At 70.7% G+C, this 13,238-nt stretch carries 13 protein-coding genes; 9 read left to right on the top strand and 4 right to left on the bottom strand.

The window, feature by feature from the left end; all coding sequences use genetic code 11:
* From AB0878_RS01175 to purE, 5 genes are all read left to right on the top strand, one after another.
* The gene (locus AB0878_RS01175; protein ID WP_366575934.1) at nt 1-1,131 is read left to right on the top strand and encodes a glycosyltransferase 87 family protein; all 1,131 of its coding nucleotides are present in this window, start codon (nt 1-3) and stop codon (nt 1,129-1,131) included.
* Nucleotides 1,132-1,187: 56 nt separating this feature from the next.
* On the top strand, nt 1,188-2,789 hold the full coding sequence (locus AB0878_RS01170) for a LuxR family transcriptional regulator (protein ID WP_366575371.1): 1,602 nt from the start codon (nt 1,188-1,190) through the stop codon (nt 2,787-2,789).
* Nucleotides 2,790-2,891: 102 nt separating this feature from the next.
* Nucleotides 2,892-4,031: an FAD-dependent oxidoreductase gene (locus AB0878_RS01165; RefSeq protein ID WP_366575369.1), complete on the top strand. Its 1,140-nt coding sequence runs from the start codon at nt 2,892-2,894 to the stop codon at nt 4,029-4,031.
* Nucleotides 4,032-4,081: 50 nt separating this feature from the next.
* The gene (locus AB0878_RS01160; protein ID WP_366575367.1) at nt 4,082-5,266 is read left to right on the top strand and encodes a 5-(carboxyamino)imidazole ribonucleotide synthase; all 1,185 of its coding nucleotides are present in this window, start codon (nt 4,082-4,084) and stop codon (nt 5,264-5,266) included.
* A gap of 40 nt (nt 5,267-5,306) precedes the next feature.
* Entirely contained in the window at nt 5,307-5,804 is a 498-nt protein-coding gene (purE, locus tag AB0878_RS01155) for a 5-(carboxyamino)imidazole ribonucleotide mutase (protein ID WP_364053176.1), read from the top strand.
* Nucleotide 5,805: 1 nt separating this feature from the next.
* Here the strand turns inward: purE and AB0878_RS01150 are convergent, their stop codons facing one another.
* Complete coding sequence (locus AB0878_RS01150; protein WP_366575365.1) at nt 5,806-7,470, bottom strand: AMP-binding protein; 1,665 nt, start codon at nt 7,468-7,470, stop codon at nt 5,806-5,808.
* 105 nt (nt 7,471-7,575) lie between these two features.
* Here AB0878_RS01150 and AB0878_RS01145 point away from each other — a divergent pair, with 105 nt between their 5' ends.
* Nucleotides 7,576-8,742, top strand: a complete 1,167-nt coding sequence (locus AB0878_RS01145; RefSeq protein WP_366575363.1) for an acyl-CoA dehydrogenase family protein — start codon at nt 7,576-7,578, stop codon at nt 8,740-8,742.
* 49 nt (nt 8,743-8,791) lie between these two features.
* Here the strand turns inward: AB0878_RS01145 and AB0878_RS01140 are convergent, their stop codons facing one another.
* Nucleotides 8,792-9,466: a helix-turn-helix transcriptional regulator gene (locus tag AB0878_RS01140; protein ID WP_366575361.1), complete on the bottom strand. Its 675-nt coding sequence runs from the start codon at nt 9,464-9,466 to the stop codon at nt 8,792-8,794.
* Nucleotides 9,467-9,573: 107 nt separating this feature from the next.
* On the opposite strand from AB0878_RS01140, the gene AB0878_RS01135 reads away from it, so the two are divergent.
* Both AB0878_RS01135 and AB0878_RS01130 read left to right on the top strand, forming a co-directional pair.
* Nucleotides 9,574-9,759: a hypothetical protein gene (locus tag AB0878_RS01135; RefSeq protein ID WP_366575360.1), complete on the top strand. Its 186-nt coding sequence runs from the start codon at nt 9,574-9,576 to the stop codon at nt 9,757-9,759.
* 149 nt (nt 9,760-9,908) lie between these two features.
* On the top strand, nt 9,909-10,586 hold the full coding sequence (locus AB0878_RS01130) for a hypothetical protein (RefSeq protein WP_366575358.1): 678 nt from the start codon (nt 9,909-9,911) through the stop codon (nt 10,584-10,586).
* Here AB0878_RS01130 and AB0878_RS01125 read toward each other — a convergent pair.
* Entirely contained in the window at nt 10,583-11,425 is an 843-nt protein-coding gene (locus tag AB0878_RS01125) for a helix-turn-helix transcriptional regulator (RefSeq protein ID WP_366575357.1), read from the bottom strand. The two genes, AB0878_RS01130 and AB0878_RS01125, sit on opposite strands and share 4 nt — an antisense overlap.
* 104 nt (nt 11,426-11,529) lie before the next feature.
* On the opposite strand from AB0878_RS01125, the gene AB0878_RS01120 reads away from it, so the two are divergent.
* Nucleotides 11,530-12,546, top strand: coding sequence for an aldo/keto reductase (locus AB0878_RS01120; RefSeq protein WP_366575355.1), 1,017 nt, complete (start codon nt 11,530-11,532; stop codon nt 12,544-12,546).
* Nucleotides 12,547-12,612: 66 nt separating this feature from the next.
* Here the strand turns inward: AB0878_RS01120 and AB0878_RS01115 are convergent, their stop codons facing one another.
* Nucleotides 12,613-13,158, bottom strand: a complete 546-nt coding sequence (locus AB0878_RS01115) for a QsdR family transcriptional regulator (RefSeq protein ID WP_366575353.1) — start codon at nt 13,156-13,158, stop codon at nt 12,613-12,615.
* Nucleotides 13,159-13,238: the final 80 nt, after the last annotated feature.

Raw genomic sequence — 13,238 nt, 5'->3', positions numbered from 1 at the left:
CTGCTGGCGCTGCCGTTCCTCGCACTTGTCCTCGGAGTCGTCGTCTGGCTCACGCATCGGCACCTCGGTGCCGACAGCGCCGTCTACCGGGCCGGGGCGCTGACCCTGCTCAAGGGCGAGCCGCTCTACACCACCGGCGACCTCACGACGCTGCCCGACTGGGTCCGGTTGCCCTTCACCTACACGCCCGCCGCGGCCGCGCTGTTCGTGCCGCTCGTCCTCGTGCCGGCCGGGCTGGTGTGGGGCGTGGTGGCGGTGTTGTCGGTGGTGTCACTGACGGTGGTGATCGCGGTCGTCGCGCACCCCTCGCGCTGGTGGCTGCTCGGCGGCACGGTGCTGGCCTTAGGCCTGGAGCCGGTGTGGAAAACGCTGTTCCTGGGCCAGATCAACCTGATCCTGATGGCGTTCGTCGTCGTCGACGTCCTGGTGCTCTCGCTGCGCGGCTCACGCTGGGCCGGCGTGCTGATCGGCGTCGCCGCGGCCATCAAGCTGACGCCCCTGATCTTCGTACCGCACCTGTTCTTCACCGGCCGCTGGAAAGACGGCCTGCGCGCCCTGGGCACCTTCGTCGGCCTCGAGGCGATCATGTTCGCCGTCATCCCGCACGACGCGTGGTTCTTCTGGACGAAGTCCGCCACCGACCCCAGCCGCGTCGGCTCGGTCACGTGGATCTTCAACCAGTCGCTCAACGGTCTCGTCAACCGCGCCTCCGCCCTCGCCCCGTGGTCGCTCACGGTGGCCGTCGCGGTCGGCGCGGTGCTCGCCGTGCCCGCCGTGTGGCTCGTGATCCGCCTGCACCGCCGCGGTGAACCGGTGGCCGCCCTGCTCGTGACGGCGTTCTACGGGCTGCTGCTTTCCCCCGTTTCCTGGTCGCACCACTGGGTGTGGGCCGTGGCGCTCATCGCCCTGCTCGTCACCACGGGCCGCCGCTGGTGGGCCCTCGCCGCCACCGCGTTGTTCGCCTCGCACATCGTCATGCTCGTCCCGAACGGCGCCGACATCGAGCTCAGGTGGGGCCTGGGCTGGTCGATCCTGGGCAACGCGTACGTCATCGCGGCGGCCGGCACGATCCTCGGCCTGGCGGTCCGCGAGGTGCGGATGAGCTCTCCGGTGGCGAGGCTGGCGAAATAGCGCCGCTCCCCAGCGTCGGATCCACGTCGTACAGTGGAACGACTGCCGGGAGGTGCATGGCGGTGGTGAACGGCGAGGCGGCCGAGCGGGCCTTCGCCGGACAGGCGTGGCGAGAGGTGTACGCGGGGCTCACCGGAGGTCGTGCGGCACTGACCGCGGACGATCTCGTACGCCTTTCGACGGCGGCTTACCTGCTCGGGCACGACGACGAGAGTTTCGAATCGCGGGAGCGCGCGTATCTCGAGTACGTGCGGGACGCCTGCCCGGCCGAGGCTGCCCGGTGCGCGTTCTTCCTGGCCCTGCCGCTGCTGTTGCGGGGTGAGCCGGCGCGCGCGAACGGCTGGCTGGCGCGGGCGCGGCGGCTGCTCGACGAGCACGGGCTGGACTGCGTCGAACGGGGTTACCTCCTGGTGCCCGTCGGCCTGCAGCGCATCCACGGCGGGGACACCCGGGGCGCGCACGACGCGTTCACCTCCGCGGTGGAGATCGCTGCCCGCTTCGGCGACGCGGACCTCCTGGCGCTGGGCCGGCACGCGCAGGGCCGCGCCCTGATCAAGCTGCACCGCACCGCCGAAGGACTGGCTCTGCTCGACGAGGCGATGGTCTCGGTGACCTCGGGCGAGGTGTCGCCGATCCCCGCGGGAGTCGTCTACTGCAGCGCGATCGAAGGCTGCCACGAGGTTTTCGACGTCGTCCGCGCACAGGAGTGGACGGCGTCGCTGAGCGCGTGGTGCGCGGCGCAGCCGGACCTGGTGCTCTTCCGCGGCCAGTGCCTGGTGCACCGTTCGCAGGTGCTGCAGGCGCTCGGCGCGTGGCCGGAAGCCCTGGTGGAGGCCCGCCGAGCCGGTGAGCGGCTTTCCGGTCCACGCCGCCAGCCGGCGCTCGGCATGGCGCTGTACCAGGAAGCCGAGCTGCACCGGCTGCGCGGCGAACTCGCCGCGGCCGACGACGGCTACCGGAGCGCCGGCGAGTACGGCCATCCCACCCAGCCCGGCTGCGCGTTGCTGCGCCTGGCCCAGGGCCGGATAGCCGCGGCGGTCTCGGCGATCGGCCACGCCGTGGTCGAGGCGGCCGACGACCACCTCGTGCGCGCCCGGATGCTCGCGGCGCAGGTGGAGATCGTGCTGGCCGCCGGAGAACCGGCTGCCGCCCGCGGCGCGGCCGACGAGCTGTCGGCGATCGCCGCCGAGATCGGCATGCCACTGCTGTGGGCGACGGCCGCGCACGCGCGAGGCTCGGTCCTGCTGGCGGAGGGCGATCTCTCGGCCGCGCTCGGTGAGCTGCGCGCCGCGTGCGAGGGGTGGGCCGAGCTGGACGCGCCGTACGAGGGAGCGCGCACACGCCTGCTCATCGGCCGGGCCCGGCAGCTGACGGGCGAGGAGGACGCGGCCGAAGTGGACTTCGCCACCGCGCGCGAGGTCCTGCAGCGGCTCGGTGCGGACGTCAGTGCTCCGCCGACTTCGCAGACCTCGCTCACCGAGCGGGAACTGCAGGTGCTGGCATTGGTGGCCGAGGGGCTGTCGAACCGGCAGATCGCGGCGCGGCTGGTGATCAGCGAACACACCGTGCGGCGGCACCTGCAGAACGTGTTCGCGAAGCTCGGCGTGCCTTCGCGCGCCGCCGCGGCCACCCACGCGGTGCAGCAGCACCTCATCTGACCCGTGGTACGGACGGACCATCCCACTTCGGGCGAAGTGGTACGGCTGTTCGATGCCGCAGGCGTCACCGGCTCCTAACGTGCTGGTCAGGAGGTAGGACTGATGAACGAGCACACCGAAACCGTGGTCATCGGAGCGGGGCAAGCGGGGCTGTCGGCGGGGTACCACCTCGCGCGGCGCGGCCGCGACTTCGTGATCCTCGACGGCAACGACCGGATCGGGGACAACTGGCGCTGCCACTGGGACACGCTGCGGTTGTTCACGCCGGCCCTGGCAGCCGGGCTGCCTGGCATGGCGTTCCCGGGTCCGCCGATGCACTACGCGACCAAGGACGAAATGGCCGACTACCTGGAGACCTACGCGCGCCGGTTCGCGCTGCCCGTGCGGGGTGGGCAGCGCGTGGCGCGGGTGTCGCACGACGGGGCCGGTTTCGAGGTGACCACGGAGACGACGACGTTCACCTGCGACAACGTGGTGGTCGCGACGGGCACGTTCGGCCGCGCGCCGCGCGTTCCCGAGTTCGCCGACCGGCTCGACCCCGGGATCCGGCAGCTGCACTCCAGCGAGTACCGCAACCCTTCGCAGCTGAAGCCGGGGCCGGTGCTGGTCGTCGGCGCTTCGCACTCGGGCGGCGACATCGCCTTCGAGGCCGCCCGGGCGGGCCATCCGGTGGTGCTCAGCGGGCCGATCCGCGGCGAACTGCCGTTCGACATCAACCGGCGCCCGGCGCGCGTCCTGTTCCCGGTGCTGTTCTTCGCGGCCAAACACGTGCTGACGCTGCGGACGCCGCTGGGCCGCGCGCTGCGGTCCGAAATCCGGGCACACGGCGGGCCGTTGATCCGCGTGAAGCGCGCCGACCTGACCCGCGAGGGCGTCGAGCACGTCGCCGACCGCACGACCGGCGTCCGCGCCGGTGCCCCCGTCCTCGCCGACGGCCGGGTGCTCGACGTCGCCAACGTCGTGTGGTGCACCGGCTTCCGCCAGGACTTCTCCTGGATCGACCCACCCGTCACGGACGACTCCGGCTGGCCGCGCGAGGACCACGGCGTGGCGACCACGGCCCCGGGCCTGTACTTCGTGGGGCTGTCCTTCCAGTGGGCCTTCTCGTCGATGCTCGTCGGCGGCGCCGGCCGCGACGCCGAGTACGTCGTGAAGCACCTGACCGCGCGCACCGACGCGGCGGCCCGGCCCCGAACCGGCCGTACACGCCTGGGCGCGGGTGCCGGTGGCGCCGGTCACTGAGCCGGTACCCGCAGCTCCGCCAGGTCTCGCCAAGTAACCTGAGCGGCGCTATGGACAAACGAACCGGTCTTCCCGTGGTGGGCATGGTGGGCGGTGGGCAGCTGGCCCGCATGACGCACCAGGCGGCGATCGCCCTCGGTCAGTCGCTGAGGGTCCTGTCGGCGAGCGCCGACGATTCGGCCGCGCTGGTCGCGTCCGACGTGGTCATCGGGCACCACACGGATCTCGAGGCGCTGCGGAAGTTCGCGCAGGGTGTCGACGTGCTCACGTTCGACCACGAGCACGTGCCCGGCGAGCACCTGCTGACGCTCGTGATGGAGGGCGTCGTGGTGCGGCCGGCGCCGTCGGCGCTCGGGTTCGCGCAGAACAAGCTCGTGATGCGCGAGATGATGGCCGGCATGGAGGTGCCGGGGCCGGACTTCGCCGAAGTGTCCACTGTGGACGACGTGATCGCCTTCGGCGCGGCGCACCGGTGGCCGGTGGTCCTCAAGGCCGCCCGCGGCGGGTACGACGGCCGCGGCGTCTGGATGCTCGACACGGCGCAGCACGCGCGAGAGGTGGTGCCGAAGCTGCTCGACGCGAGCACGGCGCTGCTGGTCGAGGAGAAGGTCGAGATGAAGCGCGAGCTGGCGGCGCTGGTCGCCCGCTCGCCGTTCGGCCAGGGGGCCGCGTACCCCGTGGTCGAGACGGTGCAGACCGGCGGCATCAACACCGAGGTCCTCGCCCCCGCGCCCGGCCTGTCCGAGGAGCGCGTGCACGAAGCGCAGGACCTCGCGTTGCGCATCGCGTCGATGCTGGACGTCACGGGGCTGCTGGCCGTCGAACTGTTCGAGACGGAGCGGGGCCTGCTCGTGAACGAGCTGGCCATGCGCCCCCACAACTCCGGCCACTGGACGATGGACGGCGCGCGCACATCGCAGTTCGAGCAGCACCTGCGCGGCGTGCTCGACTACCCGCTGGGCCGCACCGACCTCGTCGCGCCCGCGTGCGTGATGGCCAACGTGCTCGGCGCCGACGTCGCGCCGCAGATGAGCCCGGACGAGCGCGTGCATCACCTGTTCGCGCGCTACCCCGAGGTGAAGATCCACCTCTACGGCAAGCAGGACCGCCCCGGCCGCAAGCTCGGCCACGTCAACTTCGTCGGCGACAACATGGACGACCTGCGCAACCGCGCGCTGCTGTCGGCCCACTGGCTGTCCCACGCCGTCTGGCTCGACGGCTACGAGATCCACTGAGATCCACCGAGATCCACTGAGTCCACTGAAGGGAACACATATGGCGCCGCAGGTGGGCGTGATCATGGGCAGTGACTCCGACTGGCCCGTCATGGAGGCCGCCGGCCAGGCCCTGGCGGAGTTCGGCGTGGAGTACGAGGTCGGCGTCTACTCCGCCCACCGCACCCCGCAGCGCATGCTGGACTACGCCACGTCCGCCGCCTCCCGCGGCCTGCGCGCCATCATCGCCGGTGCCGGCGGTGCCGCCCACCTGCCCGGCATGGTCGCCTCCGCCACCGTGCTGCCCGTCATCGGCGTCCCGGTGCCGCTGAAGTACCTCGACGGCCTCGACTCGCTGCTGTCCATCGTCCAGATGCCCGCCGGCATCCCCGTCGCCACGGTCTCGGTCGGCGGCGCGCGCAACGCCGGCCTCCTCGCCGTGCGCATCCTGGCGGCTTCGGACCTGCAGCTGCAGTCGAAGCTGGCCGAGTTCCAGTCGAGCCTGGAGACGCTGGTGCTGGAGAAGGACGCGGCGCTGCGCGAGAAGGCCGGCCAGTAGGTCAGGGCAGCTGCTTGCGAAGCTCCCGCTTCAGCACCTTCCCCGCCGCCGACACCGGGATCTCGTCGACGAAGTGCAGCTCCCGGATCCGCTTGTACGGCACCACCTTCTCGTTCACGGCGGCGATCAGCCGGTCGGCATCGAGGTCGGCATCCGGCTGCCGCACCACGAACGCGACGGGCAGCTCGCCGACGTCGGCCTGCGGGCGGCCGACCACCGCGGCCGTCGCGACGCCCAGCAACGCGATGAGCAGCTCCTCCAGCTCGCGTGGGAAGACGTTGTACCCCTTGTACAGCAGCATGTCCTTCTTGCGGTCCACAATGGACAGGTAACCGTCGTCGTCGAGCACGCCGATGTCGCCCGTGTGCAGCCAGCCGTCGACGAGCGCGGCGGCCGTTTCGTCCGGCCGGTTGCGGTAGCCGCGCATCATCTGCGGCCCCCGCAGGCACACCTCGCCCTCGGCGCCGGCGGGCAGCGGGGTCTCGTCGAGGCCGACGATCTTCACCTCCGTGTCGAAGATCGGCCCGCCGACGGAGCCCACCTTGCGCACACCTGAGCGGTACGACGGTGAGATCACCGCGCCCATCGTCATCTCGGTCAGCCCGTAGCCCTCGGCGATCACGACGCCGGGGAAGCGCTCGTGGAGCGCGCGGATCATCTCGTGGTTCATCGGCGCCGCGCCGGAGCCGATGCTGCGCACGGACGACAGGTCGGCCGTGTGGAACGCGGGCGTCGCCAGCAGCGCGGCGAACAGCGCGGGCGCGCCGCCGAGTGAGGTGACGCGCAGGCGTTCGGCGTCGGCGACGTACGCGGCCGGGTCGAAGCGCGCGTGCAACACGGTCTGGGTGCCGCTGAGCAGCAGGGCGTTGAGGCCGGCGATCACGCCCATCGCGTGGAACCACGGTGTCAGGTTGATCGCGACGCCGGTGCCGAGGCGCCCGGGCCACTCGTCCTCGCTGCCGATCTGGTCGAGAATGACGTCACCGTGCGTGTCCAGCGTCGGGACGGACCCGCTGCTCCAGCACGCGCTCTGGAGCGTGTTGGCCACGATGTTGCGGTGCGTGAGCTCCACGCCCTTCGACCGGCCGGTCGTGCCGCCGGTGTAGGCGAGGTGGGCGAGGTCGCGGTGGACGTCGATGGCCACGTCGGGCCGGGTGGCGGGCGCTTCGGTGAAGAATTGTTTGAACTCCACGACGTCGTCGGACCAGGCGGGCGCGCTCGGCGCGACGACGATCGTCAGCCGGGCCGGGATCCGGTCCGCGACCGCCGCGACGGTGCCCGCGACCGGCCCGAACGTGACCACGGCGGCGGCTTCGCAGTCGGTGAGCTGGAAGGCCAGGTCGTCGGGCGGGAGCAGCGGGTTCGTGGGGCTGAAGGTCGCGCCGGCGAGCAGGGTGCCGTAGTAGGCGACGGGGTAGGCGAGGCAGTTGGGCAGGTGGATCGCGACCACGTCGCCGTGGCCGATGCCGCGGGCGAGCAGGGCGTTGGCGAACTTGCACGCACCTGCGTAGGTTTCGGTGAAGGTGAGGCTGTCGTCGCCCATGGCGAACGCGGTGCGATCACCGAAGCGGGCGGCGGCGCCGGCGAGTATCGAACCCACCGGAACCTCGGGGTAGGTGAGGGAAGCGGGCAATCCGGGCGGCGGCGTCGACGCGGTGATGGCCATCACCCGACCTTACGAAGAGTGCGGCCAAGGACACAAGATCGAGCGGAGCGCCCGGCGTGAACGAGCGCTAACATCGACAAAACTCTCCCCATTGCTGCAGAGAAGGTGACGGAAGTGGCCGAGGGCCTGTACCAGCTTGCCGAGGAGCACGAGGAGCTGCGGGCCGCGGTCCGGGCTCTGGCCGAGAAGGAGATCGCGCCCTACGCGGCCGACGTCGACGAGAACGAGCGGTTCCCGACCGAGGCGCTCGAGGCGCTGAACAAGTCGGGCTTCAACGCCGTGCACATCGGCGAGGAGTACGACGGCCAGGGTGCCGACGCCGTGGGCGCCTGCATCGTGATCGAGGAGGTCGCGCGGGTCGACGCGTCGGCGTCGCTGATCCCGGCGGTGAACAAGCTCGGCACGCAGCCGATCATTCTGTCGGCCTCGGAAGAGCTGAAGAAGATCGTGCTGCCGTCGATCGCGCGGGGCGAGGCGATGGCGTCGTACGCGCTGTCGGAGCGCGAAGCCGGCTCGGACACCGCCTCGATGCGTGCGCGGGCGAAGCTCGACGGTGATCACTGGGTGCTCAACGGCACCAAGGCGTGGATCACCAACGCGGGTGAATCTTCGTGGTACACGGTGATGGCCGTGAGCGATCCGGACGCGGAGAAGAAGTCCAACGGCATTTCCGCGTTCGTCGTGCACAAGGACGACCCGGGCTTCTCCGTGGGGCCGAAGGAGAAGAAGCTCGGCATCAAGGGCTCTCCGACGCGCGAGATCTACTTCGAGAACTGCACGATTCCGGCCGAGCGCATCATCGGCGAGCCGGGCACGGGGCTGAAGACGGCGCTGAAGACGCTCGACCACACCCGCCCGACCATCGGCGCGCAGGCGCTGGGCATCGCGCAGGGTGCGCTGGACGCCGCGATCGCGTACGTCAAGGACCGCAAGCAGTTCGGCAAGTCGATCTCGGAGTTCCAGGGCGTGCAGTTCATGCTCGCCGACATGGGCACGAAGATCGAGGCCGCCCGCCACCTCGTCTACGCCTCCGCCGCCGCCTCCGAGCGCGGCGACAAGCGCGCGGGCTTCATGGCGTCCGCCGCGAAGGCCTACGCGTCCGACATCGCGATGTCCGTGACCACCGACGCCGTGCAGCTCTTCGGCGGCGCCGGCTACACCCGCGACTTCCCGGTCGAGCGCATGATGCGCGACGCGAAGATCACGCAGATCTACGAAGGCACGAACCAGATCCAGCGCATGGTGATGGCCCGGGCTCTGCTCAAGGGCTGAGGTTCTCGGCTTTTCGGCCCGCGCACCTTTTCCGGGTGCGCGGGCTTTTTCATTGCCGTCGCCAGCCGGCGCGGATCTTGGCGGCGTCTTCGATCCGGTAGAGGACGTCGAGGCAGATCAGTTCTTTTTCTTCCAGTTGCAGCAGCCTTGACTCGGTTTCGGGGTCGGTCGCGTCGGCGTTCTTCGCCAGGTTGATGCGCTGTTGTTTGAACGATTCCCGCTGCTCGCTCCAGGTGCCGGCCAGACGGTGCAGGTCTCGGGCGGTGTAGCGCAGGATCTCTTGCATTCTGGGCACTTCGCGTTCGACGAAACGGCTTTGCAGCGTGCGGACTTTTTCCTCGGCGTCGTCGCGGTGGCGGTTGGCGGTGTCGGCGGCGTCGGTCGCGGATTCCAGTTCTTCCGTCGCTTGGGACAGTTGTTCGAACAGGCTTGACCGCGCGGGCTGGACCATGTTCGCGAGCGAAGTGTCGAGGACCTTCGCGATGGCGACCGCTTCACTGAGGCGAATTGTCCGGCCGGTGGTGCCGTCGGCGTGTTTCTCGATGCGGGTGATGGCCGTGCTGTCGAGTTGGATTCCCACTCGTTCCAGCTTCTTCGCGAGCCCAGCCTGGGACACGCCCAGCTCTTCTCGCAGCGCACGCATGTTGAGGGCGAAGGTGCGCTCGGCTTGGGCGCCGATGGCGTCGCCGGGCGCTTCGCGCGGTGGTTCCGGGAGATCCTGCACGAGGAGCAGTGTAGTGCTTGACGCGCAGCGCCGCTTGAGGCACGCTGGGTGACAGCGGTGCTGATGGAGCACTGTGCTGCACGAGGAGCAGTGGATGAGGAGTGTTGATGGCGAAGACGTGGTCCACCGAGCGGCAGACGGTGCTGGTGCACGTCGAAAACCGGGACTGCTGGGCCGACGTCGAGGTCGACGGCGCCGGGGCGCGCGAGCTTGCCGCGCAGCTGGTTGCCGCGGCGGAGTTGATCGAGGTGTCGTCGAGGGGGATCGAGGTGCCGTTGCGGGGAGCGGCGTGACGAAGAGGACTCGGCGGTCCTTCGCGCGATTCCCGGCGGAGGCAGAAGAATCGAGGTGAGGGGTGGAGAAATGAGGGCCGAGCTGTGGCCGCCGGGTGGCTTCCGGTGGGGCGATCGCTGGGCCGGGCGCTCGGCAGGAAGGGAGTGGGATGGCGTTTGCGGAAGAGGCGTTCGCCGCGTTCAGGCGAGGGGAGACCGACGCTGTCGAGAGGATGAGTCGCACGGAGCTCGCGCGGGCGAAGGCCGCGGGTGACGCGGTCGGCGAGGTCGATGCGTTGTGCATGTTGGCCCGGGTCGCCGTGCGGGGTGGGGACTTGGCCGGGTGCCGGGAGCTGGCCGTGGCGGCGCTCGAGGTTGCGCGCCGCAGTGGTGACTCGGCGTTGGAGCGGGGGCCGGTGCATGTGCTGGCGGCGGTGGCGCGGATGAAGGGAGAGCTGGAGGAAGCGAGGGAGTTGTTCGCGCGGAGCATCGCGTTGCGGGAGGAGGCGGGGCTGGCCGATCTCGTGGTCTGGGAGCAGCTGAACCTCGGGTACGTCGAGCTGGAGTCCGGCGATGTCGGGCGGGCGCGGGAGTTGTTCGAGGGAGTTCGGCGGTACGCGAGGGAACACGACGTCGGCGACCTGGTGCCGTACGGCGAACTCGCGAGTGCCGTGCTGGCGGAGAGGGATGGCGACGCCGCTGAGGCCGTGCGGTTGCTGGCGGAAGTGGACCGGGCGTTGCGGGAGCGGGGCCAGGTGCTCGATCCTGACGACGCCGAGGTGCGGGAGGCGTTGCGAGCGCGGCTGGTCACGACACTGGGAGAGGAGGGGTGTTCGACGGAAAGCTAACCGTCCACTTTGGCCGGTGACGTCCAGCTCGCCAGGAGGCGCAGGCGTTCCTCGGAAGGGGAGCCCGGCTCGACGGTCGTGATGCCGAGGGTCTGCTCGGGGTCGTCGACGGGGGTCATGGCTTCGTAGCCGAGGGTCAGCTCGCCGACGAGCGGGTGGTGGTAGTGCTTGACGCCGTGGGTGCGTTGGAAGACGTCGTGGTCGGCCCACCAGTGGCGGAAGTCCTGGTCGCGCACGGAGAGTTCGCCGATGAGCTCCGCGAGGGCGGGGTCGTGTGGGTAGCGGCCGGCGTACAGCTGGAGGGTGGCGACGACGCCGCGGGCGGCGCCTTCCCAGTCGGTGTAGAGGCCGCGGACGGTGTCGTCGAGGAAGATGAGCCGGGCCATGTTGCGGGAGCGAGGAGGAAGGGCGTCGAAGTCGGCGTAGAGGGCGCAGGCGAGGCGGTTGGCGGCGAGCACGTCCATGCGGCGGCCCAGCACGATGGCCGGCACGTGGTGGAGGCTGTCGAGCACGAGCTGCAGGCCCGGGCGCACGCGCTGGGGCGGCAGGGGCCGCGGCCGTGAGCGCGTGGGCTTGGCGAGGGTGAAGAGGTGGGTGCGCTCGAGGTCGTTGAGCTGCAGGGCTCGGGAGATGGCGTCGAGGACGGACTCGGAGACGTTGAGGTTGCGGCCGCGTTCGAGGCGGACGTAGTAGTCCACGCTCACGCCCGCGAGCTGCGCGACCTCCTCACGGCGGAGGCCGGGCACGCGCCGGGGGCCGGGGTGCGGGGTGAGGCCCGCGTCGGCGGGGGTGATCTTCGCTCGGCGCGAGCGCAGGAAGTCCCGGAGTTGCTCGCTCATGCGATCCAGCGTAGGGCCGATCGCCGCCGCGAGAGGGGGTCTGCTGGACCCCCGGTGGAGGGAGTCCTCTCACCTCGGGAGCGAACGGTGGTTGCGTGGGAACCATGAAACGACGCATTCTCGGCGGCACCGGCATCTCCGTGAGCGAATACGCGCTCGGCACGATGATGTTCGGCGCCATGGGCAACACCGACCACGACGAGTCGGTCCGCATGATCCACGCGGCGATCGACGCCGGCATCAACTTTCTCGACACGGCCGACGTGTACTCGGCCGGGGAGTCGGAGGAGATCGTCGGCAAGGCGCTCGCGGGGCGGCGCGACGCGGTGGTGCTGGCGACCAAGTTCGGCCTCCCCATGGGCGAGGATCCGAACCAGCGCGGCGGCTCACCGCGCTGGGTCAAGCGGGCGCTGGAGAACAGCCTGCGCCGGCTCGGCACCGACTACGTGGACCTGTACCAACTGCACCGTCCCGACCCGGACACCGACATCGACGAGACGCTCGGCGCGCTGTCGGACCTCGTGCGCGAGGGCAAGGTGCGGGCGATCGGCAGCTCGTTCTTCTCGCCGGAGGAGACCGTGGAAGCGCAGTGGACGGCCGAACGCCGCGGCCACCACCGCTTCCGCACCGAGCAGCCGCCGTACTCGATCCTCACGCGCGGCGTAGAGCAGCGCGTGCTGCCGACCGCGCAGCGCTACGGCATGGGCGTGCTCACGTTCGGCCCGCTCAACTCGGGCTGGCTGTCCGGCCGCGCGGACCCGACCGCCGGGCACCGCAACGCCGGCCGTGGCGCGCAGATGTTCGACCTCTCGCGGCCGGGCGTGCAGGCGAAGGCCGACGCCGTGGCCGAGCTGACCAAGCTCGCCGCCGACACGGGGATCTCCGTGCCGCACCTGGCGATCGCGTTCGTGCGCGCGCACCCGGCGGTCACGTCGGTGCTGATCGGCCCGCGCCGGCCCGAGCACCTCACCGATCTGCTGGCCGGCGCCGACGTGGAGCTGAGCGACGACGTGCTCGACCGCATCGACGAGATCGTGCCGCCGGGTGTCGACGTGCACTCGGGCGACTTCTACATCAACCCCACGCCGGCGATCCTCGACAAGCGTTTGCGCCGGCGCTGAACCACCGGCCGCGACGGGGCACTTCGCGAAGCGCTTGCGGCCGGCGCTGAACCACCCGGCCGCGGGTTACTTCGCGGTGGCGAGCAGCAGACCGATGACCTGGACGGCGTCGTCGAGCCGGGGTTCGCCGCCGAGGAGCTGGGAGTACATGAACGAGTCGCCGATGCGGATCACGGCCTGGGCGACGGCCTCGGTCGGGGCGTCGAAGTGGAGGCCGTTGCGGTCGAGCAGTTCGGTGAACAGGCGCGCCGCGCGGGACTCGACCTCGCCGGGTGACATGATCACCTTCGCGAACAGCACGGGGTCGCGGCGGGCGAGGTCCTTCAGGGGCGCGAGCGTGACGACGGTGCGCATGAACCGCTCGACCACCACGAGCGTCCGCGTGAGGCCCGGGGGACCGGTCACGCCGGACTCGATCGCGAGGTAGGTCCGTTCGGTGCTGTCGGCGAGCACGCGCCCGAGCAGCTGCTCGTGGTTGCCGACGCGGCGGTACAGCGTCGCGCGGCTCAGGCCGAGTTCGGCCGCCAGTGCCGACATGTCGATCGGCCGGCCGCGCAGGTACGCCTCGGTCGCCGCGCGGACGACGTCGTCGGTGGAGGGTGGGCCGGCCATCCGCGCAGTATGGCCGAGTCCGCTTGCCAAAACACCTCGAACGTGAGACAAAACGTTTGTCTGTCTCAATGCGGAGGTGC

Source organism: Amycolatopsis sp. NPDC047767 (assembly GCF_040704195.1).
Taxonomy (GTDB): domain Bacteria; phylum Actinomycetota; class Actinomycetes; order Mycobacteriales; family Pseudonocardiaceae; genus Amycolatopsis.
Note: the sequence above shows the minus strand (reverse complement) of the source record. Positions and strands in the feature narration are given on the sequence as shown.

Coding starts and splice junctions, on each gene's coding strand:
- AB0878_RS01150 (WP_366575365.1), bottom strand. CDS start 7,470: ATGGCCATCACCGCGTCGACGCCGCCGCCCGGATTGCCCGCTTCCCTC.
- AB0878_RS01130 (WP_366575358.1), top strand. CDS start 9,909: ATGGCGTTTGCGGAAGAGGCGTTCGCCGCGTTCAGGCGAGGGGAGACC.
- purE (WP_364053176.1), top strand. CDS start 5,307: ATGGCGCCGCAGGTGGGCGTGATCATGGGCAGTGACTCCGACTGGCCC.
- AB0878_RS01125 (WP_366575357.1), bottom strand. CDS start 11,425: ATGAGCGAGCAACTCCGGGACTTCCTGCGCTCGCGCCGAGCGAAGATC.
- AB0878_RS01160 (WP_366575367.1), top strand. CDS start 4,082: ATGGACAAACGAACCGGTCTTCCCGTGGTGGGCATGGTGGGCGGTGGG.
- AB0878_RS01135 (WP_366575360.1), top strand. CDS start 9,574: ATGGCGAAGACGTGGTCCACCGAGCGGCAGACGGTGCTGGTGCACGTC.
- AB0878_RS01115 (WP_366575353.1), bottom strand. CDS start 13,158: ATGGCCGGCCCACCCTCCACCGACGACGTCGTCCGCGCGGCGACCGAG.
- AB0878_RS01170 (WP_366575371.1), top strand. CDS start 1,188: ATGGCGGTGGTGAACGGCGAGGCGGCCGAGCGGGCCTTCGCCGGACAG.
- AB0878_RS01165 (WP_366575369.1), top strand. CDS start 2,892: ATGAACGAGCACACCGAAACCGTGGTCATCGGAGCGGGGCAAGCGGGG.
- AB0878_RS01120 (WP_366575355.1), top strand. CDS start 11,530: ATGAAACGACGCATTCTCGGCGGCACCGGCATCTCCGTGAGCGAATAC.